Annotated in this window: 32 protein-coding genes; 19 read left to right on the top strand and 13 right to left on the bottom strand. The window is 66.8% G+C overall.

Going from position 1 to position 26,134, the window contains the following annotated elements:
- From AB2M62_RS13130 to AB2M62_RS13110, 5 genes are read left to right on the top strand one after another with little or no spacing between them, the layout of a single operon-like run.
- Window positions 1-1,206, top strand: a complete 1,206-nt coding sequence (locus AB2M62_RS13130; protein WP_404334392.1) for a trans-sulfuration enzyme family protein — start codon at window positions 1-3, stop codon at window positions 1,204-1,206.
- Entirely contained in the window at window positions 1,203-1,601 is a 399-nt protein-coding gene (gene apaG, locus AB2M62_RS13125) for a Co2+/Mg2+ efflux protein ApaG (RefSeq protein WP_404334390.1), read from the top strand. The genes AB2M62_RS13130 and apaG overlap by 4 nt, the downstream gene beginning before the upstream one ends.
- Window positions 1,598-2,389, top strand: coding sequence for a LysR family transcriptional regulator (locus AB2M62_RS13120; RefSeq protein WP_404334388.1), 792 nt, complete (start codon window positions 1,598-1,600; stop codon window positions 2,387-2,389). Before apaG ends, AB2M62_RS13120 begins: the two co-directional genes overlap by 4 nt.
- Window positions 2,386-2,925 (top strand): GNAT family N-acetyltransferase, encoded by a 540-nt coding sequence (locus tag AB2M62_RS13115; protein ID WP_404334386.1) that lies wholly within the window; start codon window positions 2,386-2,388, stop codon window positions 2,923-2,925. Before AB2M62_RS13120 ends, AB2M62_RS13115 begins: the two co-directional genes overlap by 4 nt.
- Window positions 2,910-3,158, top strand: a complete 249-nt coding sequence (locus AB2M62_RS13110; protein ID WP_404334384.1) for a hypothetical protein — start codon at window positions 2,910-2,912, stop codon at window positions 3,156-3,158. The genes AB2M62_RS13115 and AB2M62_RS13110 overlap by 16 nt, the downstream gene beginning before the upstream one ends.
- On the opposite strand, the gene AB2M62_RS13105 is transcribed toward AB2M62_RS13110, so the two are convergent.
- From AB2M62_RS13105 to AB2M62_RS13090, 4 genes are all read right to left on the bottom strand, one after another.
- Window positions 3,155-4,465 (bottom strand): serine hydrolase, encoded by a 1,311-nt coding sequence (locus AB2M62_RS13105; protein WP_404334382.1) that lies wholly within the window; start codon window positions 4,463-4,465, stop codon window positions 3,155-3,157. The genes AB2M62_RS13110 and AB2M62_RS13105 overlap by 4 nt on opposite strands.
- A 29-nt stretch (window positions 4,466-4,494) precedes the next feature.
- Window positions 4,495-6,471 carry a DNA topoisomerase IV subunit B gene (gene parE, locus AB2M62_RS13100; protein WP_404334380.1) on the bottom strand — a complete coding sequence of 659 codons (1,977 nt, stop codon included), beginning with the start codon at window positions 6,469-6,471 and terminating at the stop codon, window positions 4,495-4,497.
- 280 nt (window positions 6,472-6,751) lie between these two features.
- Window positions 6,752-7,066 (bottom strand): hypothetical protein, encoded by a 315-nt coding sequence (locus tag AB2M62_RS13095; protein WP_404334379.1) that lies wholly within the window; start codon window positions 7,064-7,066, stop codon window positions 6,752-6,754.
- Between the two features lie 514 nt (window positions 7,067-7,580).
- Window positions 7,581-8,288: a GcrA family cell cycle regulator gene (locus tag AB2M62_RS13090; protein WP_404334377.1), complete on the bottom strand. Its 708-nt coding sequence runs from the start codon at window positions 8,286-8,288 to the stop codon at window positions 7,581-7,583.
- 69 nt (window positions 8,289-8,357) lie between these two features.
- On the opposite strand from AB2M62_RS13090, the gene AB2M62_RS13085 reads away from it, so the two are divergent.
- Window positions 8,358-9,197, top strand: coding sequence for an ABC transporter permease (locus AB2M62_RS13085; RefSeq protein WP_404334375.1), 840 nt, complete (start codon window positions 8,358-8,360; stop codon window positions 9,195-9,197).
- Between the two features lie 10 nt (window positions 9,198-9,207).
- Here the strand turns inward: AB2M62_RS13085 and AB2M62_RS13080 are convergent, their stop codons facing one another.
- Window positions 9,208-9,654 carry a nuclear transport factor 2 family protein gene (locus tag AB2M62_RS13080; protein WP_404334373.1) on the bottom strand — a complete coding sequence of 149 codons (447 nt, stop codon included), beginning with the start codon at window positions 9,652-9,654 and terminating at the stop codon, window positions 9,208-9,210.
- 220 nt (window positions 9,655-9,874) lie between these two features.
- Between AB2M62_RS13080 and AB2M62_RS13075 the strand changes: the two genes are divergently transcribed.
- From AB2M62_RS13075 to queE, 6 genes are all read left to right on the top strand, one after another.
- Complete coding sequence (locus AB2M62_RS13075; protein WP_404334371.1) at window positions 9,875-11,071, top strand: aspartate aminotransferase family protein; 1,197 nt, start codon at window positions 9,875-9,877, stop codon at window positions 11,069-11,071.
- 138 nt (window positions 11,072-11,209) lie between these two features.
- Complete coding sequence (gene argF, locus AB2M62_RS13070) at window positions 11,210-12,127, top strand: ornithine carbamoyltransferase (protein WP_404334369.1); 918 nt, start codon at window positions 11,210-11,212, stop codon at window positions 12,125-12,127.
- A gap of 102 nt (window positions 12,128-12,229) precedes the next feature.
- Complete coding sequence (locus tag AB2M62_RS13065) at window positions 12,230-13,153, top strand: Hsp33 family molecular chaperone HslO (RefSeq protein WP_404334367.1); 924 nt, start codon at window positions 12,230-12,232, stop codon at window positions 13,151-13,153.
- A gap of 79 nt (window positions 13,154-13,232) precedes the next feature.
- Window positions 13,233-13,637 (top strand): DUF3617 domain-containing protein, encoded by a 405-nt coding sequence (locus AB2M62_RS13060; RefSeq protein ID WP_404334365.1) that lies wholly within the window; start codon window positions 13,233-13,235, stop codon window positions 13,635-13,637.
- A gap of 149 nt (window positions 13,638-13,786) precedes the next feature.
- On the top strand, window positions 13,787-14,470 hold the full coding sequence (queC, locus tag AB2M62_RS13055; RefSeq protein ID WP_404334363.1) for a 7-cyano-7-deazaguanine synthase QueC: 684 nt from the start codon (window positions 13,787-13,789) through the stop codon (window positions 14,468-14,470).
- On the top strand, window positions 14,467-15,099 hold the full coding sequence (gene queE, locus AB2M62_RS13050; protein ID WP_404334361.1) for a 7-carboxy-7-deazaguanine synthase: 633 nt from the start codon (window positions 14,467-14,469) through the stop codon (window positions 15,097-15,099). Before queC ends, queE begins: the two co-directional genes overlap by 4 nt.
- On the opposite strand, the gene AB2M62_RS13045 is transcribed toward queE, so the two are convergent.
- From AB2M62_RS13045 to lipB, 3 genes are all read right to left on the bottom strand, one after another.
- Window positions 15,096-15,806 carry a hypothetical protein gene (locus AB2M62_RS13045; protein WP_404334359.1) on the bottom strand — a complete coding sequence of 237 codons (711 nt, stop codon included), beginning with the start codon at window positions 15,804-15,806 and terminating at the stop codon, window positions 15,096-15,098. The two genes, queE and AB2M62_RS13045, sit on opposite strands and share 4 nt — an antisense overlap.
- Window positions 15,807-15,988: 182 nt before the next feature.
- Complete coding sequence (locus AB2M62_RS13040) at window positions 15,989-16,237, bottom strand: hypothetical protein (RefSeq protein WP_404334357.1); 249 nt, start codon at window positions 16,235-16,237, stop codon at window positions 15,989-15,991.
- A 110-nt stretch (window positions 16,238-16,347) separates the two neighbouring features.
- Complete coding sequence (gene lipB, locus AB2M62_RS13035) at window positions 16,348-16,989, bottom strand: lipoyl(octanoyl) transferase LipB (RefSeq protein WP_404334355.1); 642 nt, start codon at window positions 16,987-16,989, stop codon at window positions 16,348-16,350.
- A gap of 106 nt (window positions 16,990-17,095) precedes the next feature.
- Here lipB and AB2M62_RS13030 point away from each other — a divergent pair, with 106 nt between their 5' ends.
- Window positions 17,096-17,929 (top strand): hypothetical protein, encoded by an 834-nt coding sequence (locus tag AB2M62_RS13030; RefSeq protein ID WP_404334353.1) that lies wholly within the window; start codon window positions 17,096-17,098, stop codon window positions 17,927-17,929.
- Window positions 17,926-18,663, top strand: coding sequence for a hypothetical protein (locus tag AB2M62_RS13025; protein WP_404334352.1), 738 nt, complete (start codon window positions 17,926-17,928; stop codon window positions 18,661-18,663). Before AB2M62_RS13030 ends, AB2M62_RS13025 begins: the two co-directional genes overlap by 4 nt.
- Here the strand turns inward: AB2M62_RS13025 and AB2M62_RS13020 are convergent.
- The 3 genes from AB2M62_RS13020 to AB2M62_RS13010 are packed head-to-tail and all read right to left on the bottom strand — an operon-like array spanning window position 18,630 to window position 20,519.
- Window positions 18,630-19,226, bottom strand: coding sequence for a GNAT family N-acetyltransferase (locus tag AB2M62_RS13020; RefSeq protein ID WP_404334350.1), 597 nt, complete (start codon window positions 19,224-19,226; stop codon window positions 18,630-18,632). The two genes, AB2M62_RS13025 and AB2M62_RS13020, sit on opposite strands and share 34 nt — an antisense overlap.
- A gap of 4 nt (window positions 19,227-19,230) precedes the next feature.
- Window positions 19,231-20,073: an oxygen-dependent coproporphyrinogen oxidase gene (gene hemF / locus AB2M62_RS13015; protein ID WP_404334348.1), complete on the bottom strand. Its 843-nt coding sequence runs from the start codon at window positions 20,071-20,073 to the stop codon at window positions 19,231-19,233.
- The gene (locus AB2M62_RS13010; RefSeq protein WP_404334346.1) at window positions 20,070-20,519 is read right to left on the bottom strand and encodes a tRNA (cytidine(34)-2'-O)-methyltransferase; all 450 of its coding nucleotides are present in this window, start codon (window positions 20,517-20,519) and stop codon (window positions 20,070-20,072) included. The genes hemF and AB2M62_RS13010 overlap by 4 nt, the downstream gene beginning before the upstream one ends.
- 233 nt (window positions 20,520-20,752) lie before the next feature.
- Here AB2M62_RS13010 and petA point away from each other — a divergent pair, with 233 nt between their 5' ends.
- The 5 genes from petA to AB2M62_RS12985 all read left to right on the top strand — a co-directional run bounded on the left by petA (window position 20,753) and on the right by AB2M62_RS12985 (window position 24,750).
- Entirely contained in the window at window positions 20,753-21,337 is a 585-nt protein-coding gene (gene petA, locus AB2M62_RS13005) for a ubiquinol-cytochrome c reductase iron-sulfur subunit (RefSeq protein WP_404334344.1), read from the top strand.
- A 12-nt stretch (window positions 21,338-21,349) separates the two neighbouring features.
- Window positions 21,350-22,639 (top strand): cytochrome bc complex cytochrome b subunit, encoded by a 1,290-nt coding sequence (locus AB2M62_RS13000; protein WP_404334342.1) that lies wholly within the window; start codon window positions 21,350-21,352, stop codon window positions 22,637-22,639.
- Window positions 22,640-22,654: 15 nt separating this feature from the next.
- Window positions 22,655-23,488: a cytochrome c1 gene (locus tag AB2M62_RS12995; protein WP_404334339.1), complete on the top strand. Its 834-nt coding sequence runs from the start codon at window positions 22,655-22,657 to the stop codon at window positions 23,486-23,488.
- Window positions 23,489-23,584: 96 nt separating this feature from the next.
- The gene (locus AB2M62_RS12990; RefSeq protein WP_404334337.1) at window positions 23,585-24,124 is read left to right on the top strand and encodes an adenine phosphoribosyltransferase; all 540 of its coding nucleotides are present in this window, start codon (window positions 23,585-23,587) and stop codon (window positions 24,122-24,124) included.
- 62 nt (window positions 24,125-24,186) lie between these two features.
- Window positions 24,187-24,750 (top strand): hypothetical protein, encoded by a 564-nt coding sequence (locus tag AB2M62_RS12985; protein ID WP_404334335.1) that lies wholly within the window; start codon window positions 24,187-24,189, stop codon window positions 24,748-24,750.
- Window positions 24,751-25,132: 382 nt separating this feature from the next.
- Here AB2M62_RS12985 and AB2M62_RS12980 read toward each other — a convergent pair whose 3' ends face one another.
- Together AB2M62_RS12980 and AB2M62_RS12975 are read right to left on the bottom strand one after the other, a co-directional pair.
- Window positions 25,133-25,621, bottom strand: a complete 489-nt coding sequence (locus AB2M62_RS12980) for a hypothetical protein (protein WP_404334333.1) — start codon at window positions 25,619-25,621, stop codon at window positions 25,133-25,135.
- Between the two features lie 56 nt (window positions 25,622-25,677).
- Window positions 25,678-26,127, bottom strand: coding sequence for a MaoC family dehydratase (locus tag AB2M62_RS12975; protein ID WP_404334331.1), 450 nt, complete (start codon window positions 26,125-26,127; stop codon window positions 25,678-25,680).
- Window positions 26,128-26,134: the final 7 nt, after the last annotated feature.

Raw genomic sequence — 26,134 nt, 5'->3', positions numbered from 1 at the left:
ATGAAACGCCGTACCGGACAGGACCGCGCCGTCACGCGCACGTGGAAGCCCGCAACCCAGGCAGTGCGCGGCGGCACCGCGCGCTCGGAGTTCGGCGAGACCAGCGAAGCGCTCTTCCTCACCTCGGGCTATGCCTATGATTCCGCGGGCGACGCCGCCGCGCGCTTCGCCGGCGAGCAGGAGGGCATGACCTATTCGCGCCTCCAGAACCCCACCGTGGCGATGCTGGAGGAGCGGATCGCGCTGCTGGAAGGCGCCGAGGCGTGCCGCACGATGGCATCGGGCATGGCGGCGATGACCGCGGCCTTGCTCTGCCAGCTGGAGACCGGCGACCACCTGGTCGGCGGCCGCGCCGCGTTCGGATCGTGCCGCTGGCTCACCGATACGCTGCTCCCCAAATTCGGCATCGAGACGACGATCGTCGACGCGCGAGACGCGCAGCAGTTCGAAGATGCGATCCGACCGAACACCAAGGTGTTCTTCTTCGAGACGCCGGCCAATCCGACGATGGACGTTGTCGACCTCGAGGCAGTGTGCGGCATCGCCCGCAAGCACGGCATCACCAGCGTGGTCGACAATGCCTTTGCCACCCCGGCGCTCCAGCGGCCGATGGAGTTCGGCGCCGACGTCGTCGCCTATTCGGCGACCAAGATGATGGACGGGCAGGGTCGTGTCCTCGCCGGCGCGGTCACCGGCACGGCGGATTTCATCAACAACACGTTGCTGCCCTTCACCCGCAACACCGGCCCGACGCTCAGCGCATTCAATGCCTGGGTGGTGCTCAAGGGGCTCGAAACGCTCGACCTGCGCATCCGCCGCCAGAGCGAGAACGCGCTCAAGGTCGGCCGCTTCCTCGAACGCCGCGTGCCCAAGATCAATTTTCCGGCGCTGCCCAGCCATCCGCAGCACAATCTGTTCATGCGCCAGATGGCGGATGCCGGCCCGATCTTCTCGTTCGAAGTCGAAGGTCGCGCCCAGGCGCACCGGCTGCTCGACGCGCTCGAGTTGATCGACATCTCGAACAATATCGGCGATTCGCGCTCGCTGATGACGCATCCCTCGTCGACCACCCATGCCGGCGTCGCCGAGGAGAAGCGGCTGGAGATGGGCGTGGTCGAGGGCATGTTGCGTCTCAATGTCGGGCTCGAAGATCCCGAGGACTTGATCGCCGATCTCGGCCAGGCGCTGGACAAGGTCGGGTTGTGAAAGCGCTGTTCACCGAGGAAGCTGTGACCCGCGGTATCGTCGTCCGCGTCTCGGTGAGCTATTTGCCCGAACAGTCCGAGCCCCAGCGTGGCCGCTGGTTCTGGGCCTATCATATCCGCATCGAAAATGCGGGGCCGTTCGCGGTCCAACTGCTCACGCGCCACTGGATCATCACCGATGGCCGCGGTGCGCGCCATTCGGTCGAAGGCGAAGGCGTGGTCGGCGAACAGCCGATGATCGATCCGGGCACCAGCTTCGACTATGTCTCGGGCTGCCCCTTGTCGACGCCCACTGGCACGATGCAGGGCACCTATCACATGATCGGGGAGGACGGCTCGGCCTTCGACGTCGAGATCCCCAAATTCGCGCTCAGTGCGCCTGCGGTGATTGGATGAAGCGCACCCATCTTCCCCTCAACGGTCTGCGCGTGCTCGATGCCGCCGCACGCCATTTGTCCTTCACCCGCGCGGCTGACGAGCTGGCGGTTACGCCCGCCGCGGTTGGCCAGCAGATCCGCGCGCTCGAGGATACGCTGGGCGTCGTGCTGTTCCGCCGCACCACCAAGGGGCTGGAGCTCACGCCGGAAGCAGAAGCCGGGCTTTCGGCGCTGCGTGCGGGCTTCCTCCAGTTCGAGGAAGCGGTGCGCGCGATGCAGGCGCAGCAATCGTCCAAGTCGCTGACCATCGCCGCGCCGCGCGATCTCACCGCCAAATGGCTGATGCCGCGCCTCGCGGAAATCGCGCGCAGCGACGGCGAGCTGCGCTTCACGCTGATTCCGGCTGATGAAACGATCGACTTCACCGAAGCCAATCTCGATCTCGCGATCCGCTGGGGCGAGGGTCCGGGCGAGCATGAGGGCGAAGCGCTGGAGAGCGACGGAATGGTCACCGTCGAGCGACCGGACGGCGGCATCGACGCGCGGATCGGCTGGCCCGGCTGCCTTGCCGAGGATGCCGGGGCGCTGGTGCGCGTCTCCGACGCCGGGCTCGCGCTCGATGCCGCCGCGCAGGGCCTGGGCCGTGCTACTGTCCCCGAGCTGCTCGCCCGCGCCGATATTGCCGCGGGCCGCGTCGTCCTCGTCGGCGAGCCAAAATCGTCGCACATGGGCTATTGGCTGGTCGCGCCGCTGCCGCAATGGCGCCAGAAGAAGGTGAAGGCGCTGGTCGACACGCTGGCGTCGTGATCGCGCGCGAGACCCTGGTGATCGAGGCGGGACGGCTGCGGCTCCGTCCTCGCCGGGTCGAGGATGCGGAGGCGTTGTTCGCCAGCTTGGCCGATCCAGAACTGATGCGCTGGTGGTCGAGCGCGCCGCACGAGTCGATCGACAAGACCCGCGCGGAGTTCGCGCGGACCCCACCCGATTGGCGTACTTGGGCGATCACGCGCACGGGTGAAGACAGCGCGATCGGCTATGTCGCGGCCGGCGAGAAGCGCCAGGGCAACGTCAGCGAGATCGGCTATCTGCTTGCCCGCGAGCATTGGGGCAGCGGCATCGCGATCGAAGCGGTAGCTGCGGTTATCGGTCACCTCTTCGCCGAGGGGCAGCGGCGGGTCTTCGCCGATACCGATCCCGATAATGCCCATTCGCGCGCGCTGCTCGAACGGCTCGGCTTCCAGCTCGAAGGCACGCTGCGCGGCGAGTGGGAGACGCATATCGGCGTGCGCGATACGGCGCTGTACGGCTTGCTGCGCGAGGAGTGGCGATGGCCCCGAACCTGAACGACCCGCAGGAGCGCGCCGCCTATCACCGCGAACTGGCGGGCGTCGGCGTGCGGCTTCGGCGGTGGGGCATCGCGATCGCGCTTGCCGGCGCGCTGCTCGTGCTCGCCTATAAGCGCGGGCTTGCGGTGCCGCTGTGGCTAGGTGCCGGCGTGCTCGGAATCGGGCTGCTCGTGCTGGTCGCCGCCGTCTCGACCCGTGCCGCGTATCACCGGTTGCGGATGCGCAATTAAGGCGCGAGCAACTCTGCCGCGCGGCTGATGAGTGCTGCAAAGCGGCTCTCTTCGACGGGCTGCAGGGTGTCGTTCCAGCTGCCGGTGACGACGTACCACTCGCCGTTCTTCGCCTGAAGCAGCAGCGACATCTCGATCACCCCGGGCTCGGATCCGCCCTTATAGCCAACCCATTGCCATTTCGCCGCCGCCGGGCCGATCCCCGGGTTCTTCGACAGCACGGCGCGGACATCGGCGCCCTTGGGGCCGTCGCTGTTGCGGCGCAGCCAGTCGAGGATGCGGACGATATCGGCCGGCGTGAAAAACCATTCGACCTGGTCGATCAGCGTCGGCTTGGGCGGGCCAGGGGGCGGCGAAACCAGGATCAGCGGGATCGCCGCGACCTCGCCCGAGAGCAACGCGCGCTTGCCCGGAAGGTCCAGCGCCGCGTAGCGCTTGGCGTAGGCGCCGCCCTGAACATATTTGAGCTTGAACGCTTCGAGCGTGCCGAGGAACGGCACGTTGCGCGCCGGATCGGCCACCCCGACCACCGGCAGCATCGCCTCGACCTTTTCGCGGCCGAGCGTCGCCAGCAGGATATCGGTCGCGCTGTTGTCGCTGATCGAGATCATCTGCGTGGCCAGTTCGCGTATCGAGACCTGGGTGCCCTTGGGCTTGAGGTTGTAGCCGCCCCCCGGCAACGGCGCGCCGTCGAGCGTTACCAGATCGTCCCAGCGCCGTTCGCCTGCATTGGTCGCGCGGACCAGCTCGGCGAGGATGACCAGCTTGAAAGCCGAGCCGACCGCGAACGCGCGGTCGGCATTGTGCGCCTTGACCAGCGCCGGCGCCCCGGCCCCGAGCTTGGCGACCGCGAACCCGGTGGTTCCGTGCAATCCCTGCAGCGCCGACAAGACGGCATCGACGCTGGCTTCGCGCGCCGCGAAGCCCGTCACCAGCAGCGACGAAACCTGGTTTGGCGCGCTAGGCTCCACCCGCATCTGGATCGTAGCCGTCGCATCCCGGAAGGCGACGCGAACGGTGCCGGCATAGGGATCGACCATCTCGAACCCTTCGATGCGCTGCACCGGCCCATTGGCCTGGACGAGCTGCGCGCCGATCGCCGCGAACTGCGCCTTGGGCACCTGCGCCCGGAAGCCGGACGTAAAGAAGCCATCATAGTCGCCGGTGCCCGCCAAGATGCCGGCGAGTTCGCGCACCCTCGCTTCGAAACCAGGGGCGGGCTTTACGGCCACTGCCTGCACCGGTGCGGTTTGTGCGGAGGCGGCGGGTGCCGCGAGTGCGAGCAATACTGCGGCAGGATATAGCATGCGTCGATTTCCCCCAGAGCGAACGCCCATCAGGCGTCGATGACTTCTTCGTCGAGGCGTGCGGCGTTTTCCTGGATGAAGGCGAAGCGGTGAGCCGGATTGGTGCCCATCAGCCGGTCTACCAGGTCCTTCACGCCGGCACGCTCTTCATATTCCTGCGGCAGCGTGACGCGCAGCAGCCCGCGCGTCTTGGGATCCATCGTGGTTTCCTTGAGCTGGTTCGGGTTCATCTCGCCCAGCCCCTTGAAGCGGCTGACTTCGACTTTCTTGCCCTTGAACGCGGTCTTCTCGATCTCGAGCCGGTGTGCGTCGTCGCGGGCATAGAGGCTCTTCGATCCCACCGTCAGGCGATAGAGCGGTGGCTGGGCGAGGTAGAGATGCCCCTGGCGGACGATGTCGGGCATTTCCTGGAAGAAGAAGGTCATCAGCAGCGTCGCGATATGCGCGCCGTCGACGTCTGCGTCGGTCATGATGATGATCTTCTCGTAGCGCAGGGTCGAGGCGTCGCAATCCTTGCGCGTCCCGCATCCCAGCGCCTGGATGAGATCGGCGATTTCCTGGTTGGCGAGGATCTTGGCGGCGGTGGCGCTGGCGACGTTGAGGATCTTGCCGCGGATCGGCAGGATCGCCTGGGTTTTGCGGTCGCGCGCCTGCTTGGCCGAGCCGCCGGCCGAATCGCCTTCGACGATGAACAGCTCGGTGCCCTCGGGGCTGTCCGCAGCGCAATCGGTGAGCTTGCCCGGCAGGCGCAGCTTGCGTCCCGACGTCGCGGTCTTGCGCTTGACCTCGCGCTCCTGCTTGCGGCGCAGGCGATCGTCCATCCGATCGAGCACATAGGCGAGCAGCGCCTTGCCGCGGTCCATCCGGTCGGAGAGGAAATGGTCGAAATGGTCGCGCACTGCCTTTTCGACCAGCCCGGTGGCCTCGGGCGAGGTCAGCCGGTCCTTGGTCTGCGACTGGAATTGCGGCTCGCGGATGAACACCGATAGCATCAGCTCGGAACCGACCATGACGTCGTCGGCAGTGATGTCCTTGGCCTTTTTCTGGCCGACCAGCTCACCGAACGCACGGATGCCGCGAACCAAGGCCTGGCGCAGGCCCTGCTCATGGGTGCCGCCATCGGGGGTGGGAATCGTGTTGCAATACCAGCTGTACGACCCGTCGCTCCACAGCGGCCAGGAAACCGCCCATTCAACTCGGCCCTGACCCTCGGGAAAATCCTGCGCGCCCGAGAAGAACTCGGCGGTGGCGCTTTCGCGGGTGCCGATCTGCTCCTTGAGATGATCGGCCAGCCCGCCGGGGAACTGGAACACCGCCTCGGCCGGGGTATCGTCGGTGAGCAGCGCGGGGTCGCACTTCCAGCGGATCTCGACCCCGGCGAACAGATAGGCCTTGGAGCGCGCGAGCTTGTAGAGCCGGGCGGGCTTGAACAGCATCTCGCCGAAGATCTCGATATCGGGCGTGAAGGCGACCGAGGTACCGCGGCGGTTGGGCGTGCCGCCGACATGCTCGATCGGCCCCAGCGTCTGGCCCTGGCTGAAGCGCTGGCGATAGAGCTGCTTGTCGCGCGCCACTTCGACGACGGTGTCGACCGACAGCGCGTTGACCACCGAGATGCCGACGCCGTGGAGGCCGCCCGACGTGGCATAGGCCTTGCCGGAGAACTTGCCGCCCGAATGCAGCGTCGAGAGGATCACCTCGAGCGCCGACTTGTCGGGGAATTTGGGATGCGGATCGATCGGGATGCCGCGGCCATTGTCGACGATGGTCAGCCGGTTGCCGGCCTCCAGCACGATCTCGATGCGGTTGGCATGGCCGGCCACCGCCTCGTCCATCGCATTGTCGAGCACTTCGGCGGCGAGGTGGTGGAGCGCGCGCTCGTCGGTGCCGCCGATATACATGCCGGGGCGGCGGCGGACGGGTTCGAGCCCTTCGAGAACTTCGATCGAGGAGGCATCATAGGTGCCGGAGGGGACGCCGGGCGCAGCAAACAGGTCTTCTGGCATGTTCGCGTTATGGCCCGCCCGGGTGCGCCCGGCAAGGCTCCGCCGCGGAAGAGGCGCACGCCAAGCAAATCGACGGAACCGGGCGCCGACCGTGGAGACGCTCGGTTGACAAAGTTGACACCAGAAGCGCCTATCCGGGGCGCGATCACGGGCCTTTGGTGACGCGATCCAGGCGCAGCAACGCTCGCCGCCTTCAGCAATCGCAGACCAGCCTTGATGGCGATCCGGCACAGCGAGACCTTGCTGCGGGCCGCATCGTCCGCATCGGCTGCGTGGCGCGCTATCCTGTGGGATGCGGGGTGGCGTAGGTGCCGGTTGCCAATCCGACGGCGATGTACCCCACATTGAGCCACGACAACCAGCACAGCAGGAGCGCTCCGAGACCATTTCCGATCGCGAAATTCATTCCCATCGAAACGAACAGGCCCACGAAATATGCGATGGAGCCCATCTCGGCGATCTGCTGCGCGGCGTTGGCCGTGGCTTTCCGGATTGCCTGCAACTCGACCAACACCGCAGACCTTGTGGATTGGATCTCGCCGATCAGCGCGGCGGTTCCCTCGCCGGCCCCGGGGGATCCAGAGCCGGCCGCCAAGCTGGCCGTTCCGCCCACTCTTCCGGCGTAACCGCATCCTCCGCATCCTTCACACACGGCGCCGGAAGATCGGAACCCGTTTCCGTAGCAAAGTTTGCACGCGGTTGCCGGCTCATACACGTGGACTGAGCCGGCTCCTCCGCATCCTTCACAAACGGCTCCGGACGGTCGGAATCCGTTTCCATAACAAAGCTTGCATGAAACTGCCGTCGTCATGTTGCCCCCCGCTGCCTGCCGCATGACGGAGGCTGCCTCCGCCGTGACCACGCTTTACTGCGATACCGTGTAGCGCGCCTAGCTGGTCGGTCTTGAGGTCGAGTCCACGGTTGGGGCAGTCGCCCGGCAGTCCGCTTGCAGAGCCATTTCCGGAATTGTGCCTCGAACTGGCGCGGCGCTGACGAGACGGGCTGCGCGGCGAGGCCAGGGTTACGGCAGGTGGTGGCGACGCGGCTGCCCCCAAAGCAAATCGCCCCGGAAGCGGGCTTCCGGGGCGGTCGGCATGTTCAGTTCCGGATCAGCGCACCCGCGGGCCGCCGAACGGCATCGGCGGCGGGGGGCGGCGATCGCGGCGGGGAAGCTGCGCCTGATAGGCGTGGCCGCAATGCGCGACGCAATAGGGGAAGCCCGGATTCACCTTGTCGCCGCAAAAGTGGAAATCCGGCTCGCCGGGATGGCCGAGCGGCCATTTGCAGATGCGGTCGTTGAGATCGAGCAGGCTGGTCTTGCCGGCGATCGCGTCGCTCGGCTTGGCCGGCACGAGGCGGCGCGGCGGCGCGGGGGTGCTGGGCGGGGCCTGCTCGCCGGGGTTCTGGCGGACGAAGCCACCGGGGCCGACCGAGCGCAGCACCGGCGCGTTCGACACGGGCTTTTCGACCGGCTCGGCCGAGACGTCATCGTCGTCGTCGCTGTCCGGCTCGGGCGCTGCAGCCGCCGGGCGCGGCGCGACCGGCGTCGGCTGCGGCGCAGGCGCGGCGGCGCGGGACGCGGGCACCGGGGCGGGAGCCGCCGGCTTAGGCGCGGGTGCGGCGGCTTCGGCAGCGGCGGCGGTCTTGGCCTCGTTGGCCTTGACCGGCGACGGGCGCGACTGGAGCCCCAGGCGATGCGCCTTGCCGATCACGGCATTGCGGGAGACGCCGCCGAGCTCTTCGGCGATCTGGGTTGCGGTCAGCCCGCTGTCCCACATCTTCTTCAGCGTATCGATACGCTCTTCGGTCCAGCTCACTTCATTTCCTTCAACTTGGGCGTGGGCCCAGCTTGCTAGCGGCGCGCGCAGGGACTACGCGAACCGGCGATGCCCAGCCACCCCGAAATCGGCCAAAACCTCCCCGAGCCCGGCGTTCCGGTGATTCGCAACGTCAACTGGGGAGGCCTCAAGACCATCTATATCAAGGAGGTGCGCCGTTTCTTCAAGGTGCAGCTCCAGACGATCTGGGCGCCGGCGATTTCGCAGCTGCTGCTGATGGTGGTTTTCACCACGGCGCTGAGCGCTCGGGGGGCCGTCCATGTGGGTGGCGCCGAGGTGCCCTTCGCCATCTTCATCGCCCCCGGCCTGATCGTGATGGGCATGCTCAACAACGCGTTCGCCAATTCCAGCTTCTCGCTGCTCGTCGGCAAGATCCAGGGGACGATCGTCGACTATCTGATGCCGCCGCTCTCCACCTCCGAGCTGTTGTTCGGGATCGTGGCGGGCGCGGTGACCCGCGCGTTCATGGTGGGCGGCACGGTGTGGCTGGCGATGCTCCTCTATCTCGGCAGCGAGGCGATCCCGCAGCATGTCTGGGCCGTGCTGTGGTTCGGGCTGCTCGGCTCGGTGCTGCTCGCCTGCCTGGGGGTGCTGACCTCGATCTGGGCTGAGAAGTTCGATCACGCCGCGGCAGTGACCAATTTCGTCGTCGCGCCGCTCGCGCTGCTGTCGGGCACCTTCTATTCGGTCGAGCGGCTTGCCCCGACCTTCCAGGCGATCAGCCACGCCAACCCCTTCTTCTACATCATCTCGGGCTTCCGCTACGGCTTTATCGGCGTGGCCGATTTGCCGATCCTGATCGGCAGCCTGGTGATCCTTGCGCTCGACGTGGCGCTGGCGCTGATCTGCTACGCGCTGCTGCGCAGCGGCTGGAAGCTTAAGAACTGAGCTAGGCGGCTCAGTCGGCCGCGCGCACGACATGCGCCGATATCGCGCGCCAGGCGCCGTCCCGTTTCACATAGACGTCGGCAAAATCATTGGTGGCGGTGAAGGGCTTTCCGGCATCGGTGCCGGCTAGCCTGGAGCGCGCCGAGACGACGGCGACATCGCCGAACACCATGATCTTGAGATTGTCCCAGGTGATATCGGTGATGATCCGTGTCGGATTCGTCGCGACGCGCAACACGTCGGCCTTTCGCAGGACGCGGCCGCCCGGATAGACCGCCTCGAAATCGTCGGCGAGGATGCGGGCCAGGGTGGCGGCATCGCGGGTCTTATAGGCCGTCAGCCAATCGCGGTTGAGCGCTTCGAGCGCAGCAGCATCGCTGGGCGCCGTCGCTGCGACCGGCGCGACCGGCCCGGCTTGAACCGGCAGAGCGATGGCGAGCATCAAGGCAAAGAACATGCGGGTGCTTCTCCAACGGCTTGGTGCTTGCATAGCGGCTGAGGCATCGCGGGCAAGGGTGCGTGGCCGCAGACCGGCGAAATCGCCGGGCCTTCGCTGTCGTCGATCGCTGCCTTGGACGATCCGCGCCGCATGGTGTTGACGCCTCCCTTCGCCGAACCGTAAAAGCGCGCTCCGGCGGCCCGCGGGGTCGCCTTTTGCTTTTTGAAGGAGGTTGCTCGTGGCCATCACCCCGCTCATGCCCGTCTATCCACGGTGCGGGGTGCGTCCGGTGCGAGGCGAGGGGGTGTATCTCTATGGCGAGCGCGGCGAGCAGTATCTCGATTTCGCCGCCGGCATCGCGGTCAATGCGCTGGGCCATGGCCATCCGCATCTGACCAAGGCGATCGCCGAGCAGGCGGCGACGCTGATGCATGTCTCCAACCTCTATGGCAGCCCGCAGGGCGAGGCGCTGGCGCAGCGGATCGTCGATGTGAGCTTCGCCGACACGGTGTTCTTCACCAATTCGGGGGTCGAGGCGATCGAGTGCGCGATCAAGACCGCGCGCCGCTATCACTACGTCAACGGCAACCCGCAGCGCCACAAGCTGATCACCTTCAAGAACGCGTTCCACGGGCGTTCGCTCGGCGCGATCAGCGCCACCGACCAGGCCAAGATGCGCGACGGGTTCGAGCCGCTGCTGCCGGGCTTCGACTATGTGAAGTTCAACGATCTCGAGGGCGCGCTCGCCAAGATCGACGGCGAGACCGCAGGCTTCCTGGTCGAGACGGTGCAGGGCGAGGGCGGGATGACCGCGGGCACGCCCGAGTTCATCCAAGGGCTCCGGAAAGCGTGCGACGAGCATGGCCTGCTGCTGATCCTCGACGAGATCCAGTGCGGCTACGGGCGCACCGGCAAGATGTGGGCCTATGAGCATTACGGCATCACCCCGGACATCATGACCGTGGCCAAGGGCATCGGCGGCGGCTTCCCGCTCGGCGCGTGCCTGGCGACCGAAGAGGCGGCCAAGGGCATGGTGATCGGCACCCACGGATCGACTTATGGCGGCAATCCGCTGGCGATGGCGGCGGGGCAGGCGGTGCTCGACGTGATGCTAGAGCCCGATTTCCTGCCGCATGTCGAGGCGATGGGCGACCGGCTGCGCGCGGCGTTCGAGCAATTGATCCCCAACCACGATCACCTCTTCGAGGAAATCCGCGGCAAGGGGCTGATGCTGGGCATCAAGATGAAGGAGCCGGCGGTGAGCCGCGATTTCGTGGCGCATCTGCGCGACAATCACGGGCTGCTGACCGTCGCGGCGGGCGAGAACGTGTTCCGCGTGCTGCCGCCGCTGGTGATCGACGAGAGCCATATCGCCGAATGCGTCGAGCGGCTGAGCGCAGGCGCGCGCAGCTTCGCGCTGCCGAGCGATGACTGAATTGATCCTCCCCAGCATGGGGAGGGGGACCATGCGCAGCATGGTGGAGGGGGCACTCCGTTGGCGAATGGCTTGGGGCGCGCCCCCTCCACCATTCGCTTCGCGAACGGTCCCCCTCCCTGTGCCGGGGAGGATCTGATGCGCCACTTTCTCGATCTCTCGGATGCGGGCCCGGACGGCGTCGCCGCGATGCTGGGCGATGCGCTGACCCGCAAGGACGCGCGCAAGGGCTGGCCCAAGGGCAAGGCCGATGCCGACGCGCCGCTGGCCGGCCATGTGCTGGCGATGATCTTCGAGAAGAATTCGACGCGCACCCGCGTCTCGTTCGACATGGCGATCCGCCAGCTCGGCGGCACCTCGATCGTGATGGAGGCGGGCAGCATGCAGCTCGGCCGCGGCGAGAGCATCGCCGATACCGCGCGGATCCTGTCGGGCTATGTCGATGCGATCATGATCCGCACCGACGATCACCAGAAGGTGGTCGACATGGCGCGCTATGCCAGCGTGCCGGTGATCAACGGGCTCACCGACGCCTCGCATCCGTGCCAGATCATGGCCGACCTGCTGACGCTGATCGAGAACGGCAAGGCGCTCCCCGGCCTGAAGGTCGCGTGGCTGGGCGACGGCAACAACGTGCTCGCCTCGATCATGGAGGCCGCCGGGCTGATGCAGTTCGACGTCGTCGCCGCCTGTCCGCAGGGGTTCCAGCCGAGCGACGCCGACGTCGCGCGGGGCCGGGGCCGGGCGCGGGTCGTCGGCAGCGCGCGCGAAGCGGTGGAGGGCGCCGACGTGATCGTCACCGATACCTGGATCTCGATGGGGCAGGACCATGCCGAGACCAAGCTGGCGGCGATGATGCCCTTCCAGGTGACCGAGGCGCTGATGGCCGGGGCCAAGCCCGACGCCAAGTTCCTCCACTGCCTGCCCGCGCATCGCGGCGAGGAAGTGGTCGACGCCGTGATCGACGGGCCGCAATCGCTGATCTGGCCCGAGGCAGAGAACCGGCTGCATGCGCAGAAGTCGGTCCTGCGTTGGTGTTTCGGCCAGATCGGCTGAGTTGTTTTGGGGCCGGCGCTTCCTATCTAGCGCCGGAACCCAACAATCCGTCCGAAGGGACCGCCGGCTGATGCCCGGGCGGCGCGGACGCGGAGATTTGCGATGACCACCGCCGCCCCCACTACCGATCTCGACCGCGTCGTCGGCTTCACCATCCCGGGCCGCCACGCCCGCGGCCGCGTCACCCGGCTGGGGCCGGCGCTCGACCAGATCCTTTCGGCGCATGCCTATCCGCCGGTGATCGAGCGGCTGCTCGCCGAGGCGCTGACGCTCACCGCGCTGCTCGGCGCGACGCTCAAGGATGCCGAAGGACAGATGACGCTGCAGGCGCAGACCCAGGGCGGCATCGTGAGCCTGATGGTGTGCGACTACAAGAACGGCGAGCTGCGCGGCTATGTCCAGTTCGACGCCGAGCGGCTCGCTCGGCTGGGGAAGAATCCGTCGCTCTATGCGCTGTTCAACAAGGGCCATCTGGCGATCACCTTCGATCAGGCGACCACCAAGGAACGCTATCAGGGGATCGTGCCGCTCGACGGCGAATCGCTGGGCGAGGCGGCGGAAAGCTATTTCCTCCAGTCCGAGCAGATTCCGAGCCTGGTCCGCCTGGGCACCCGGCGCGACGCGAACGGCAAGCTGATCGCCGGGGGCATCTTCCTCCAGCATCTGCCCGAGGGCGAGGCAGGGCGCGAGCGGCTGCACGTGCGGCTTGACCATCCCGAGTGGCAGCATGTCGAGGCTCTGGGATCGACGATGGGCGCCGACGAGCTCGCCGATCCGGCGATCCCGCTCGAAAGCCTGGTGTGGCGGCTGTTCAACGAGGAGCCCGAAGTGCGGATCCTGAGCGGCACGGCGCTGGCGCGGGGCTGCCGTTGCGATGCGGACTATATCCAGCAGGTGCTCGCAAAATTCCCCGAGTCCGAGCGTGCGGACATGGCCGACGAGGAGGGCGTGATCACCGTCGACTGCGCATTCTGCTCGACCAAATACCGACTTCCGCTCGCCGATTTCGTTCCGCCGGCGTTGTAAAACCGCGCGGCGGCGCCATATCGGCGCGGGGTTTCTGCAAGGGGCGCACGGGTGGATCGTGGCCCCGGGGGAGTTGGTAATGGTGCTTAGGCGTATCGTTCGCCCGGCGTTGATGGGTGCGTTGCTGGTCGGGGGTATTGGCGGGGCCTCGGCCCAGCGTCCCGGCGTTCCGGCCGCGCTGGCGGGGCTGGAGAGCGGCCAATGGGAGCTCAAGGCGCCCGAAGGCGAGACGCGCAAGATCTGCCTGGGCAGTCGCGCCGCGCTGATCCAGCTGCTCCACCCCAATCTGCAGTGCGACCATGTCTTGATGGACAATAGCCCGCGATCGGCGACGATCCGCTACACCTGCACGGGGCATGGCAATGGCCGCACAGTGATCTCGACCGAGACGCCGCGGCTGATCAGCATCCAGACGCAGGGCGTGATCGACGGCGCGCCGTTCGCCGCCGAATTCGAGGGCCGGCGGGTGGGGGCCTGCAACTAGCGGCGTTAGCGGTTCGGCAAGGCTTGTCGTGCCAGTATCGGGGCGCTCCCTGCCGGGCTTCTCTCTCCGGCACAGTTTCCCTGCCCTTGGGCCGCTGCGGCGGCCCATTTTGATTCCAGAAGGGCGCGAAACGCGCTAGCGGCGGCAGCATGACTCAAAGCGTAGCAGTGGTCCTCGTTTCCGGGGGGCTCGATTCGATGGTTTCGGCCGCGCGCGCGCGCGAAGACGGGCACCGCCTGCTCGCGCTCTCGATCGACTATAACCAGCGCCATCAGGTCGAGCTCGCCGCGGCACGGCGGATCGCGACGATGCTGGGCGCCGAGCGCCATGTCGTGCTGCCGCTCGACCTGCGCGCGTTCGGCGGATCGGCGCTGACCGCCGATATCGACGTGCCGAAAGAAGGCGTCGGCGACGACATCCCGGTGACCTATGTGCCGGCGCGCAACACGATCTTCCTGAGCCTGGCGCTTGGCTGGGCCGAGGCGGCGGGCGCGCGCGACCTCTATATCGGAGTCAACGCGCTCGATTATTCGGGCTATCCCGATTGCCGCCCCGAATTCATCGCCGAGTTCGAGAAGCTCGCCGAAGTCGCGACCAAGGCCGGGGTGGAAGGCACGCCGTTCAGCATCCGCGCGCCGCTGCAGGCCATGACCAAGGCCGATATCGTCCGCGAGGCGGCGCGGCTGGGGCTCGACGCGGGGATGAGCTGGTCGTGCTACGATCCCGCGCCCGGCGGGCTGCATTGCGGGCTGTGCGACAGCTGCCGGCTGCGCGCCAAGGGCTTCGAGGAGGCCGGGCTCCCCGATCCGACGGACTACGCGATCAAGCCATGAGCTACGCCGTCAAGGAGATGTTCCTCACGCTCCAGGGCGAGGGCGTGAACGCCGGGTCGCGCGCGGTGTTCGTGCGATTCGCCGGCTGCAACCTCTGGTCGGGGCGTGAGCAGGACCGGGCGAGCGCGGTGTGCAAATTCTGCGACACCGATTTCGTCGGCACCGACGGGCTGGGCGGCGGCAAGTTTGCCGATGCCGATGCGCTGGGCGACGCCGTCGAGGGGCATTGGGGGGCGGGGCGCGACGCCCGTTTCGTCGTGCTCACCGGCGGCGAGCCGATGCTGCAGATCGACGACGCGCTGGTCGCGGCGCTCCACGCCCGCGGCTTCCGCATCGCGATCGAGAGCAACGGCACGCTGGCGGCGCATCCCGGGATCGACTGGGTGTGCATCAGCCCCAAGGCAGGGAGCGACGTCGTCCAGCGATCGGGCGACGAATTGAAGCTGGTCTGGCCGCAGCCGGGCACCGATGTCGATGCGCTCGAGGGCTGGGACTTCGCCAATTTCCTCGTCCAGCCGATGGACGACGCGCGCGGCCAGGCGAACGTCGCGGCGGCGGTGGATTTCGCGATGGCGCGGCCGAAATGGCGGCTGTCGCTCCAGACGCACAAGATGCTGGGGCTGCGCTAGCTATTCTCCTCCCCCTGGCGGGGGAGGATCAATCGTTCAGGCGATCGGGCCGCACTTTTTGGGCTGGTACTTGCCCTTCTTCCAGCATTTGTCGTTGCTGAAGGGGGCAGCTTGCCCAGAGGCAGCGAATAGCCGGCGCGGCCGCCGCGGGTCTGGTCGCCCCAGGCGATCAGGCTCTTGCGCAGCTCGGCCATGCGATCCTGCGCCAGCTCGCTGAACTGTCCAACCTTAGTGAACAATGCGTCATGGCCGATTGCGGCGGCAGTCTGGCAGAAATTGAGCTGTCCCGAGACCGTCGAAAAGCCCGAATAGACACGCGTACCGAACTTGTCGAGCTCGGTCTGGCCGATCTTCTTGCTCTTGTACGCGCGCTCAAAATACTTATCGAGCGTTTCGTAAGCGGTACGAAGTTCTACTGCGTGATCCTTGATCAGCGCATTGTAATTCGGCAGCGTCAGCAAGGTCGGCTCGAACTGGCATTGCAGTGCAGCAACATTGAGCGCGGCGCGCAGGTTCCACACCAGCGCGGCGCGCAGCTCGGCGGGCGACGCATCGGGCAGCGCCGAGCCGACCATGCCAGGTTCGGCGCCAGTGACGCGTTCGCTGGCAAAGTTCATCGGCTTCAAGAAGAATTGCGCCGACGCGGGCGCCGACACGAACAGGCCGGCCGTGACGGCCAGCATTCCTACGATACGCGGAGCGAGCATCCTGCCCTCATTATCCTAAACCTTGAACGTGGTTACGGTTTTTTGAATCGGGGCCCAAGCACTTTCTGCACGTCGCGCGCGGCGCGGACTCGCTTCACCGCATCGGCGGACATGCTGCGCAGCAAAAGGGCCGCCCGGTCGCCCGGACGGCCCTTTTCAAAACACGCTTCCGCGCGCGATGATTACATCGCGTTGGTGGTGGTGTTCTCGGTGACGGTGGTGTTGGTCGTCTCGACGGTGGCGTTCTCGACCGGAGCAGCCGCGTCGATGTTGGTGACCATCGTGTCGGTCGTGGTGACGTTCTCGGTCGGCACGACTTCGGTGGTGTTGGTCACGTTGGTCGACGATTCGTTGCTGGTGCACGCCGAGGCGAGAAGGGCCGCACCGGCGATCATCGAACCTGCAACGATCTTGGAAAGGACTGCACGCATGTAAAAGCTCCCTAGATAATGGGTTTGGACAGCGGATGCGCCGTTTAATACCCAAACCGGCGTGGACATTAGCCGGTTCGGGCCGAGCCCTCAAGACTCCATTTTGCGGTTCAGGCCGACAGAGCGTCCAAGAATGGCGAGAATGTGGCGGCCAAGGCTGAATCGAACTGCGCTGCAGTGACCGGCTTGCCCAGCGCGGCCGCGCTGGTGACCGGAAATTCGGCGATCCCGCACGGCACGATTCCGCCAAAGTGGCTCAAATCGGGATCGAGGTTGATCGCGAAGCCATGGAGGGTCACCCATTGGCGGATGCGCACCCCGATCGCGCCGATCTTGGCCTCGCTGCCGCCGTCGCGGGTCCAGATGCCGACCCGGCCGGGCGCGGCGAACGCCTCGATCCCGAAGGTGCCGAGCGCCGCGATCACCCAACTCTCCAGCGCATGGACATAGCCGCGCACATCGCGCTTGCGGTTGCGCAGGTCGAGAACGAGGTAGCCGATCCGCTGGCCGGGGCCGTGATAGGTATAGCGCCCGCCGCGCCCGGTGCGGTGGACCGGGAAGCGCGGATCGAGCAGTTCGGCGGCGTCGGTCGCGCTGGTGCCCGCGGTATAGACCGGCGGATGCTCGAGCAGCCAGACCAGTTCGCGCGCCTCGCCGCGGGTCACCGCGCTCGCGCGGGCCTCCATTTCGGCCAGCGCCTGGGCATAGTCGATGCGGCCCGTCTCCGCGCGCCATTCGATATCGGGTTCCATGGCGCGGCACTTGGGCGCGCGCAGCGCTTTGCGCAAGGTTGTGCGCGGCCGCGCATTGGCAAGGTGGCGAGGCACGGCTAACACGAGGGCGCCGGAGGGAAATTTAATGGTCAAGATGGGCACGGTCTGGGACCGGACCGCAGAATTCATCAGCGACAATCTGGGCGCGGTGCTGCCGATCGCGCTGGTCGCGTTCTTCGTGCCCGCTTCGATCGGCGGCAATTTCCAGGCGGTGATGCCCGGCGCAGGCCCCTCGCTGGCGCTGGTGCTGCGGCTGGTGCAGTTGCTGTTTGCAGTGCTCTCGCTCTGGGGCTCGCTGGCGATCGTCGCGATGGCGCTCGACCTGGCGACCGAACATGGCTCGGGCCGGATCGCGCTGCGCCGGCTTCCCGCGGCGCTGCTGGTCTGGGTGGTGGTGCTCGTCGCGGCGCTGGCGCTGGCGCTGCCGATCCCCTTCATCCTGGCCGGTAGCGGCGTCGACATGGTCGCGCTGGCCAATGGCGAGATGCCTGCGATCAGCGGGCCCGTCGCCAGCACGATCGCGCTGTACGGGCTTGCGCTTTTCGGGGTGCTGCTGTGGCTTGCCGCTCGGCTGGCGGTGGTCAATCCGGTGATCGTCCGCGAGAAGGGGCTGCTGAGCGCGTTCGGCCAGTCCTGGGCGCTCACCCGCGGGGCGACCTGGCGGATCCTTGGCGTGATCCTGCTCTATGCGATCGTCAGTTGGGTGGCCCAGCTCGCTGCGAAAACCGTGTTCGGCAGCATCTTCGCGCTGGTTGCGGGCGGCACCGTCGACGGGCTGAGCCTGGGCGGCGTGCTGACCTCGATCGTCGCCGCGGCGGTGCAGGCCGGCTTCATGGTGGTCGGCGCGGCGTTCACCGCCAAACTCTATCTCGCGCTCGCCCGCCAGGCGAGCCTGCGCAACGCCGCCACGCCCGCATGAGCCTGCATTTGGCCGGCGTGCTCGCCGACGCCGCAGCCCTGTGGCGCCGCGAGCGCGGGCTGCTCGTCCCGCTGGCGGGGATGTTCTTCCTGGTGCCGATGCTCGGCATGGTGCTGCTGATCGGTGCGAGCGGTTTCCCCGGCGACGTCACTGCCGAGCAACTGCCCGAGGCGCTGCGCGCGTTCCAGAGCGCCAATCTGGTGCCGATCCTGGGCGCCAACCTCGCGCTCGATTTCGGCAGCTTCGCCGTGATGACGCTGTTCCTCCAGACCGGGGAGCGGACGCTGGGCGAGGTGCTGATCGCGACGCTGCGGCGCTTCCTGCCGTTCCTGGCGATCGACCTTATGGGCAGCTTCCTGTTCGGGCTGGGGCTGTCGCTGTTCCTCCTGCCCGGGCTGCTGATCTTCTCGCGCACCTGGCTGGCGATCCCGGCTTATGCCGCCGCGCCCGAGGCCGGGCCGGTGGCGGCGATCCGCGAAGGCTGGCGGCGCAGCGGCGGCACGGTGTGGATCGCGATCCTGGCGGGCGCGGGCATGGTGCTGTTCCTCAGTCTGCTCGCGATGTTCTTCGTCGCCGGGATCACCGGCGGGATCGGCGCGCTGCTCGGCGGCGGGCAGGTGGCGATGGCGCTGGGCTATCTGGCGATGGCGGTGGTCGGCGCCGGATCGTGGACCGCGCTCACGCTGCTGCGCGTCGCCTTCTATCGCGCCGGGAGCCCCAGGCAGGGGATCTGAGGCGCGGCATCGGCGGGCAGCGCCCCGGCGATCCGCGGATCGGCGAAGGTCTCCACCGTGCGCTTATAGGGCACGAAGCCGTGGCGCCGGTAAAAGCCAAGCGCGGCGGGATGGTCGAGCGTGCAAGTGTGCACCCACACCCGCGCGACGCCCTTGCGCCAGGCGAGGCCGAGCGCCTGCGCCATCAGCCACTTGCCATGGCCCTTGCCGGCAAGTTCGGGGATCAGCCCGACATAAGAAAGCGCGCAGGTCGCGGCGTGGCGGAAGTCGAGCTCGAGCATGCCGACTTCGATCCCGGCGCGATCGACCACGGCATAGACTTCGACCGCCGCGTCATCGAGGATGGCGCGCAGGTCGGTCTCCGCCATCACCAGCCGCGAGAACCACAGCCAGGGCGCGCCGACGCGGCGGAACAGCGCGCGGTATTTCTCGCTGTCGGGCGCCGGCCAGTGGACCAGCCGGAACGGCGAGGGCGGAGTAGGGCGCAGCGGCGGCCGTGCGCGCATTTCGAGCGAGGTGACCACCGTCGCGATCTGACTGTCGGGGACCGGGGTCAGGCCCATCTTCTCAGGCCCAGGCCGCGACCGGTGGAAGGCTCATCAGGATGGCGTCGACATTGCCCCCGGTCTTGAGTCCGAACAGCGTGCCGCGGTCATAGATCAGGTTGAACTCGGCATAGCGCCCGCGCCATTCGCGCTGCTGGACGAGGTCGGCCTCGCTGAACGCCAGGCCCATGCGGCGCCGGACGATGCGCGGGAAGATATCGAGAAACGCGCGGCCGACATCCTGGGTAAAGGCGAAATCGGCTTCCCAATCGCTCTCCAGGTGATCGTAGAAGATCCCGCCGACGCCGCGATGGACCTTGCGGTGGGGGATGTAGAAATACTCGTCGGCCCATTGCTTGAAGCGCGGATAATGGGTGGGATCGTGCGCGTCGCACGCGGCCTTGAGCGCGGCGTGGAAGGCGTCGGTATCCTCGGCGATCGGAAGCGGCGGGTTGAGATCGGCGCCGCCGCCGAACCAGCGCTTGGTCGTGACCAGGAAGCGGGTGTTCATGTGCACCGCGGGGACGTGCGGATTGGCCATGTGCGCGACCAGGCTGATCCCGGTGGCGAAGAAGCTGGGATCCTCGCCCGCGCCGTGGATGGTCTTGGCGAATTCGCCTTCGAACGCGCCGCCGACCGTCGAGACGTTGACGCCGACCTTTTCGAACACCTTGCCCTTCATCACCCCGCGGACGCCGCCGCCGCCGGGCGCGCCTGAGGGATCGGCGCGGTCCCAGGAAAGATACTCGAACCGCGCGTCCGATCCCGCTTCGCCCTCGATCGCCTCGAATTCGGCGCAGATCGCATCGCGCAGGCTCTCGAACCAGGTGCGCGCGCGCTGCTGCTGTTCGTCGAGGGGCTTCATTCGGGATATCCTTGTGTCTGGCGCAGCGCTTCGCTCAATCCGATCCCCGCGGCGACCGAGAGGTTGAGCGAGCGCAACCCTGCCGCCAGCGGGATGCGCACTGACAGTTCGGCACGTTGATGGACGAAATCGGGCGCGCCGGCGCTTTCCGAGCCGAACAGCAAGGTGTCGCCGGCCGCGAACGTCGCATCGGGCAGGCGGACGCCGCCTTTCGTCGTGAACAGCACCAGCCGGCCGGAAAGCGCGGCGTCGAACGCCTCGAAATCGGCGTGGCGCCGGACCTCGACCTTGTCGTCATAATCCATCGCCGAGCGCTTGCGGCGCTTGTCGCTCCACGGGAACCCCATGGGCTCGACGATATCGATGCCGACGCCGAAACAGGCGCCGAGGCGGAGGACGGCGCCGACATTGCCGGCGATCTCGGGCTGGAAGAGGGCGAGCCGCATGGGGTGCGCGCTTAGCCGAGCGCTACGGCGTCGTCATCCCCTGTGCGCAACGGCTCCGCGCGCCGGGTGGCGGGGGTGGGGCAAAATGTCTGTTGGCAAAGCGTTGCGCGCCCGGCTATCAACCCGGCCAGCCTCCGGGGGCAAACCGGGCGGCATCGGGTGGTTGTATTCGCCCGCGTCCTGTTTCTAAACCGTGCGTCCGCGGCGGTTGTTTCGAGTGCAAGGGCTGAAGCATGGCAACGCATGAAGACGGTGTCTCCCCTACCCAGACGGTGGTCCCTCCGGGCGAGGCGATAGAGAATCCCCGTCGGCGCGATTATTTGACCTATGCGGCCGTATCGGTGGCGGCGGTGGGCGGCGGCGTGGTCGTGCTGCCGCTGGTCAATTCGATGAATCCCTCGGCCGACGTGCTCGCGCAGTCGACCACCGAGCTCGATGTCTCGGCGATCGAGCCGGGCCAGGCGATCAAGGCGAGCTTCCGCAAGCAGCCGCTGTTCGTGCGCAACCTGACGCCGGCGGAAATCGCCGCGGCCGATGCCGTTCCGGTGTCGAGCCTGCGCGATCCGCAGACGCTCGAGCAGCGCACCAAGGAAGGCAAGACCAACTGGCTGATCACGCTGGGCGTGTGCACCCATCTCGGCTGCGTGCCGCTGGGCGCGGGCGAGGGCGAGAATCGCGGGCCGTTCGGCGGGTATTTCTGCCCGTGCCACGGCTCGGCCTATGATACCGCGGGCCGGATCCGCCAGGGTCCGGCACCGAAGAACCTCGAGGTTCCGGAATATGCATTCACGTCCGACACTGTCGTCGTGGTTGGGTGAGGATAGACGCGCATGAGCTTTCCCTGGGCACGCCATTACGAACCCAAGAACCCGGTGATGCAGTGGGTGGACAGCCGCCTGCCGCTGCCGCGCTTCGTCTATAACGCGGTCGGCGCCGGCTATCCGGTCCCGCGCAACCTCAATTATTTCTGGAACTTCGGCGTGCTCGCCGGGGTGTGCCTGGTGATCCAGATCGTGACCGGAATCGTGCTCGCGATGCACTTCCACTCCTCGGCCGCGGGCGCATTCGACAGTGTGAACGGCGGCATCATGCGCGACGTCAACGCCGGCTGGTTCCTGCGCTTCGCGCATGCCAACGGCGCCAGCATGTTCCTCACCGTGGTCTATATCCACATCTTCCGCGGGCTTTATTACGGATCGTACAAGGCGCCGCGCGAGATGATCTGGCTGATCGGCGTGGTGATCTTCCTGCTGATCATGGCGACCGCGTTCATGGGCTATGTGCTCCCCTGGGGGCAGATGAGCTTCTGGGGGGCGCAGGTGATCACCGGCTTCTTCTCGGCAATCCCGGTGGTGGGCGACTGGGTCCGCGTCTGGCTGCTCGGCGGCTATGCGCCCGACGACGCCGCGCTCAACCGCTTCTTCTCGCTCCACTATCTGCTGCCGTTCGTGATCGCCGGTGCGGTGATCCTCCACATCTGGGCGCTGCACATCCCGGGTTCGTCGAACCCCACCGGCGTAGAAGTGAAGGGCGAGCAGGATACCGTGCCGTTCCACCCCTATTACACCGCCAAGGATGGCTTCGGCGTGGGCGTGTTCCTGATCATCTTCTCGGCGCTGATCTTCTTCTTCCCCGATTATCTGGGCCATCCGGACAACTACATCCCGGCGAACCCGCTCTCGACCCCGGCGCACATCGTCCCCGAATGGTATTTCTGGCCGTTCTACGCGATCCTGCGCGCCTTCACCGCGGACTTCATCCTCCCGGCCAAGCTGTGGGGCGTGCTGGCGATGTTCGGCTCGATCCTGCTGCTGTTCTTCCTGCCCTGGCTCGATCGCTCGCCGGTGCGCTCGGCAAACTATCGCCCGGCCTATCGGATCGCCTTCTGGGTGCTGGTGCTCGACGTGCTGGTGCTCGGCTATTGCGGCGGATCGGCGGCGACGCCGGCAGTCGTGATCGTCAGCCAGCTCACCGCAGCCTATTATTTCGCGCATTTCCTGGTCATCGTGCCGATCATCTCGCGCCTCGAAACGCCCAAGCCGCTACCCAACTCGATCACCGAGGCAGTGCTGGGCGATCATGGCGGATCGCGGATCAGTGAAACGGCGCTGAGCGCGTAAGGGGGAATCGAAGACATGCTTCCGCTGTTTATGCGCTCGATCAAGTTCCTGGTGGGCTTCGCCTTTATCGGCGTGCTCGCGCTCGCGCTGTTTGGCACCATTACCGGCCTCATCAAGGAGCCGCCCCAGCCGACCGCCGAGGAGGAATTCCACCATCACCCCAAGGCGCTGGCGCTCAAATCCGACGGGCCGTTCGGCAAGTTCGACAATGCCCAGATCCAGCGCGGCTTCCTGGTCTTCGAGAAGGTCTGTTCGACCTGCCACTCGCTGAGCCTGGCCTCGTTCCGCGAGCTCGGCGACATCGGCTATAGCGAAGCCGAAGTGAAGAAGATCGCCAAGGACTGGCCGATCAAGCAGCCGGTGCAGGACGCCAAGGCCGGAACCTGGGGCGAGCGCGACAATTTGCCCTCGGACCGCTTCCCCAAGGTCTATTATCCCGGCACCGGCTCGCCGCCCGATCTGACGCTGATCGCCAAGGCGCGGCATGGCGGCGGCGCCTATATCTACTCGCTGCTGACTGGCTATGAAGAGCAGCAGCCCGCCGAGTTGCTCAAGAAGTTCCCGGGCGCCAAGACGCCCGAGGGTTCGCACTACAACCCCTATTTCGCGAACCTCAGCATCGCGATGCCGCCGCCGCTGACCGGCGACGACCAGGTGACCTATTCGGACGGCACCCGCGCGACCAAGGACCAGATGGCCAAGGACGTTGCGGCATTCCTGGTTTGGAGCGCCGAGCCGACGATGGAGAAGCGCCATGCCGCCGGCCTCGCGGTGGTGCTGTTCCTGCTGTTCGCCACCGTGCTGGCATATGGCGCGTACCTGACAGTATGGCGGGGCGTGAAGCACTGATCGACCCTATATCGGCCCCGGACCCCAGGTTCGGGGCCGAACTTCTTGTGACGGAGTCGGCGAGTCCGGCTCCGTATTGCTTTCTGGAGACGCGCCATGCCGGCGGCCAATGACGACATCCGCGATCGCATCCGCACGATCCCCGACTTTCCCAAGCCGGGGATCCAGTTTCGCGACATCACTACGCTGCTGCTCGATGCCGAGGGACTGCGGCTGACCATCGAGCGAATGGCCGAGGCGGTCGACGGGCCGATCGATCTCGTCGCGGGTATCGAGGCGCGCGGCTTCCTGTTCGGCGCTGCGCTGGCGGTGCGGCTCGGCACCGGCACGTTGCTGATCCGCAAGGACGGCAAGCTGCCCGGCGCGACGATCGCCGAGGATTATGCGCTGGAATATGGCACCGACCGCATCGCGATCCACGCCGATGCCTGCGCGCCCGGCGCGCGGGTGCTGCTGGTCGACGACCTGATCGCCACCGGCGGCACCGCGCGGGCCGCGGTGCGGCTGCTGCGCAAGGCGGGGGCCGAAGTCACCCAGGCGGCGTTCGTGATCGACTTGCCTGAACTCGGTGGCGCCGATGCGCTGCGCGGCGACGGCATCGCCGTCCACGCGCTGGTGGCGTTCGACGGACACTGAGCGCGCCACGGAACCGGCAAGCGCCGCTGCTGGTTCGTCTCCTTGAATTGAGGAGAGTGAAGATGGGCATTCGTCTCGCCGCGCTGGCGGCGTCCCTGGCCGGAGCGGCTGCGCTTAGCGGCTGCGTCGACGATGGCTATGGCTATGGCGGCGGCTATTCCGCAGTGTCGGTCGGCTATTCCAGCCCCGGTTATTACGGCGGATATGACGACTATGGCTATGGCGGCTATGGCGGTGGCTACGGCAGCTATTATGGCTGGTATGGCGACTATTATTATCCCGGCTCGGGCTTCTACGTCTACGACCGCGACCGCCGCCCGCATCGCTGGAACAGCGGCCAGCGTCGCTATTGGGAAACCCGCCGAAGCAATTGGCGCGGGCCCCGCGAGAACCATAATTGGGGCCAGTTCGATCGTGACCGCGCGGGCGAGCAGCGCCGCGGGCAATGGCAGAATCGCGACGAACCCTATCGCCGCGGCACCACCGACGGACAATGGCGGAACGCACCGCAGGGGCGCCCCGATGGCGCGTATCGCCGCGGCACCGGCAATGGCGGCCAGCGCTGGGAAGGCGGCCGGAGTACCAGCGGCGAGCGCGGCCAGGGACGCCGTGGCCGGCGCGACTAGGGGGCGGGCTGGGAACGGCCAGTTAGGGACTTTTGTCTTGCCACTAGTCACCCCGGGCTCGACCCGGGGTCCCGCTACTGAGTTCAGGCGAGATGATGGAATAGATCATGCCACTCGGGGGTAGCGCCTTCTAGCAGTGCCAACTCCGTTCGCGACGCCAGCACTTGAGGTGCTTTTTTATGCACGATGCAATCGGTGATCGAGGGCGCTCGTTCGGCCCGGACGAGCCGATCCAGCCGCCTCGACCTTCATAGTGCATATCGAAAGACAGAAGTAGCGGGACCCCGGGTCGAGCCCGGGGTGACGAAGAGAAGGTGCGCTTTCCACCTTCGGACGGCCGTTCGGCCACAATTCCGAAAGCGGGCGTTTGTCGGATCATGAGCTAGTCGACCGGAGAGATGGCCAGCAGCTGGTCGATCAATATCGCATGCTCGGATTGCGCCATATGGCCGTGCGCGCCCGGGCTCTGCGTTCGGCGGCCGATGAACTCGACGGCATAGAGCTTGCCCGTCGCTTGGTTGCCGATCGGCCTCTTCTCGTCTTTGAACCTAGGCCAAATCTTGGGCCCTGGCGTCTCGATCGAGCATTGTCGCGCTGGGGCGGGGCAGAATCTCCGGCCTTCGAAATCGTCTCGCCACAAGCCGTGCCAGTGTTGCGAGGGTGTCATTTTAAAGCATTGGTCGACGGCGCTCGGAATTGCCTCGACCCCGCCATCGCGAGCCATTTGCAGGCACTGCTCTGAAATGCCGGGAAGCCCTTCGCGCAAACTCGCAACCTGTTCGTCGGTGAGTCTGGGCGTCGTCTGCTGGCAAGCGGCCAAGCAGAAGAGCGAAGCCGCAAGGATGCATGCAATTCCACGGATGCCGACCATGCTTGAAAATGACTGGAACGGCGGCAACGGGCAAGAGCTGCGCGACGCCCCTTAGCTTAGGCTTCGGGCCGGCGCCGCATCAGGGCGAGAGCGATGAAGCTGAGCACAGGTTCGTCGTTCTGGTTGAATACGGTCATCTTGTTGCGGATGCTGCCCATGCCGGGCTTGCTTTGCGAGGGGCGTACTTCGAGTATTTCGGTCTCGCAGCGCAGCACGTCGCCGGGATGGACGGGCTTGAGCCAGCGCAGTTCGTCGATGCCGGCGGCCCCCAGGCTCGCCTGCGGATGGACCGCCATCTCGGCGACCAGCATCGACATTGTCATCGAGCAGGTGTGCCAGCCGCTTGCCGCCAGCCGGCCGAAATGGGTTTGCGCTGCTGCTTCGTCAGAGAGGTGGAAGGGCTGGGGGTCGTAGCGTCGGGCGAAGTCGAGCACTTCCTCACGCGTGACTGCGTACCGCCCGAAGGCGCGCTTCATCCCGGGTTCCAGGTCGTCCAGATAGAGCATGGCGCCA

It is taken from the genome of Sphingomonas sp. MMS12-HWE2-04 (assembly GCF_044881185.1).
In the GTDB taxonomy this organism is placed as follows: domain Bacteria; phylum Pseudomonadota; class Alphaproteobacteria; order Sphingomonadales; family Sphingomonadaceae; genus Sphingomonas.
This window is presented reverse-complemented; position numbering and strand designations above follow the sequence as displayed.

Excerpts from the sequence above, each read along its gene's own strand:
- AB2M62_RS13130 (WP_404334392.1), top strand. The coding sequence starts at position 1 with ATGAAACGCCGTACCGGACAGGACCGCGCCGTCACGCGCACGTGGAAG.
- AB2M62_RS13120 (WP_404334388.1), top strand. The coding sequence starts at position 1,598 with ATGAAGCGCACCCATCTTCCCCTCAACGGTCTGCGCGTGCTCGATGCC.
- AB2M62_RS13110 (WP_404334384.1), top strand. The coding sequence starts at position 2,910 with ATGGCCCCGAACCTGAACGACCCGCAGGAGCGCGCCGCCTATCACCGC.
- AB2M62_RS13105 (WP_404334382.1), bottom strand. The coding sequence starts at position 4,465 with ATGCTATATCCTGCCGCAGTATTGCTCGCACTCGCGGCACCCGCCGCC.
- parE (WP_404334380.1), bottom strand. The coding sequence starts at position 6,471 with ATGCCAGAAGACCTGTTTGCTGCGCCCGGCGTCCCCTCCGGCACCTAT.
- AB2M62_RS13085 (WP_404334375.1), top strand. The coding sequence starts at position 8,358 with ATGCCCAGCCACCCCGAAATCGGCCAAAACCTCCCCGAGCCCGGCGTT.
- AB2M62_RS13080 (WP_404334373.1), bottom strand. The coding sequence starts at position 9,654 with ATGTTCTTTGCCTTGATGCTCGCCATCGCTCTGCCGGTTCAAGCCGGG.
- argF (WP_404334369.1), top strand. The coding sequence starts at position 11,210 with ATGCGCCACTTTCTCGATCTCTCGGATGCGGGCCCGGACGGCGTCGCC.
- AB2M62_RS13065 (WP_404334367.1), top strand. The coding sequence starts at position 12,230 with ATGACCACCGCCGCCCCCACTACCGATCTCGACCGCGTCGTCGGCTTC.
- AB2M62_RS13060 (WP_404334365.1), top strand. The coding sequence starts at position 13,233 with ATGGTGCTTAGGCGTATCGTTCGCCCGGCGTTGATGGGTGCGTTGCTG.
- queC (WP_404334363.1), top strand. The coding sequence starts at position 13,787 with ATGACTCAAAGCGTAGCAGTGGTCCTCGTTTCCGGGGGGCTCGATTCG.
- queE (WP_404334361.1), top strand. The coding sequence starts at position 14,467 with ATGAGCTACGCCGTCAAGGAGATGTTCCTCACGCTCCAGGGCGAGGGC.
- AB2M62_RS13045 (WP_404334359.1), bottom strand. The coding sequence starts at position 15,806 with ATGCTCGCTCCGCGTATCGTAGGAATGCTGGCCGTCACGGCCGGCCTG.
- AB2M62_RS13040 (WP_404334357.1), bottom strand. The coding sequence starts at position 16,237 with ATGCGTGCAGTCCTTTCCAAGATCGTTGCAGGTTCGATGATCGCCGGT.
- lipB (WP_404334355.1), bottom strand. The coding sequence starts at position 16,989 with ATGGAACCCGATATCGAATGGCGCGCGGAGACGGGCCGCATCGACTAT.
- AB2M62_RS13030 (WP_404334353.1), top strand. The coding sequence starts at position 17,096 with ATGGTCAAGATGGGCACGGTCTGGGACCGGACCGCAGAATTCATCAGC.
- AB2M62_RS13025 (WP_404334352.1), top strand. The coding sequence starts at position 17,926 with ATGAGCCTGCATTTGGCCGGCGTGCTCGCCGACGCCGCAGCCCTGTGG.
- AB2M62_RS13020 (WP_404334350.1), bottom strand. The coding sequence starts at position 19,226 with ATGGGCCTGACCCCGGTCCCCGACAGTCAGATCGCGACGGTGGTCACC.
- hemF (WP_404334348.1), bottom strand. The coding sequence starts at position 20,073 with ATGAAGCCCCTCGACGAACAGCAGCAGCGCGCGCGCACCTGGTTCGAG.
- AB2M62_RS13010 (WP_404334346.1), bottom strand. The coding sequence starts at position 20,519 with ATGCGGCTCGCCCTCTTCCAGCCCGAGATCGCCGGCAATGTCGGCGCC.
- petA (WP_404334344.1), top strand. The coding sequence starts at position 20,753 with ATGGCAACGCATGAAGACGGTGTCTCCCCTACCCAGACGGTGGTCCCT.
- AB2M62_RS13000 (WP_404334342.1), top strand. The coding sequence starts at position 21,350 with ATGAGCTTTCCCTGGGCACGCCATTACGAACCCAAGAACCCGGTGATG.
- AB2M62_RS12995 (WP_404334339.1), top strand. The coding sequence starts at position 22,655 with ATGCTTCCGCTGTTTATGCGCTCGATCAAGTTCCTGGTGGGCTTCGCC.
- AB2M62_RS12990 (WP_404334337.1), top strand. The coding sequence starts at position 23,585 with ATGCCGGCGGCCAATGACGACATCCGCGATCGCATCCGCACGATCCCC.
- AB2M62_RS12985 (WP_404334335.1), top strand. The coding sequence starts at position 24,187 with ATGGGCATTCGTCTCGCCGCGCTGGCGGCGTCCCTGGCCGGAGCGGCT.
- AB2M62_RS12980 (WP_404334333.1), bottom strand. The coding sequence starts at position 25,621 with ATGGTCGGCATCCGTGGAATTGCATGCATCCTTGCGGCTTCGCTCTTC.
- AB2M62_RS12975 (WP_404334331.1), bottom strand. The coding sequence starts at position 26,127 with ATGCTCTATCTGGACGACCTGGAACCCGGGATGAAGCGCGCCTTCGGG.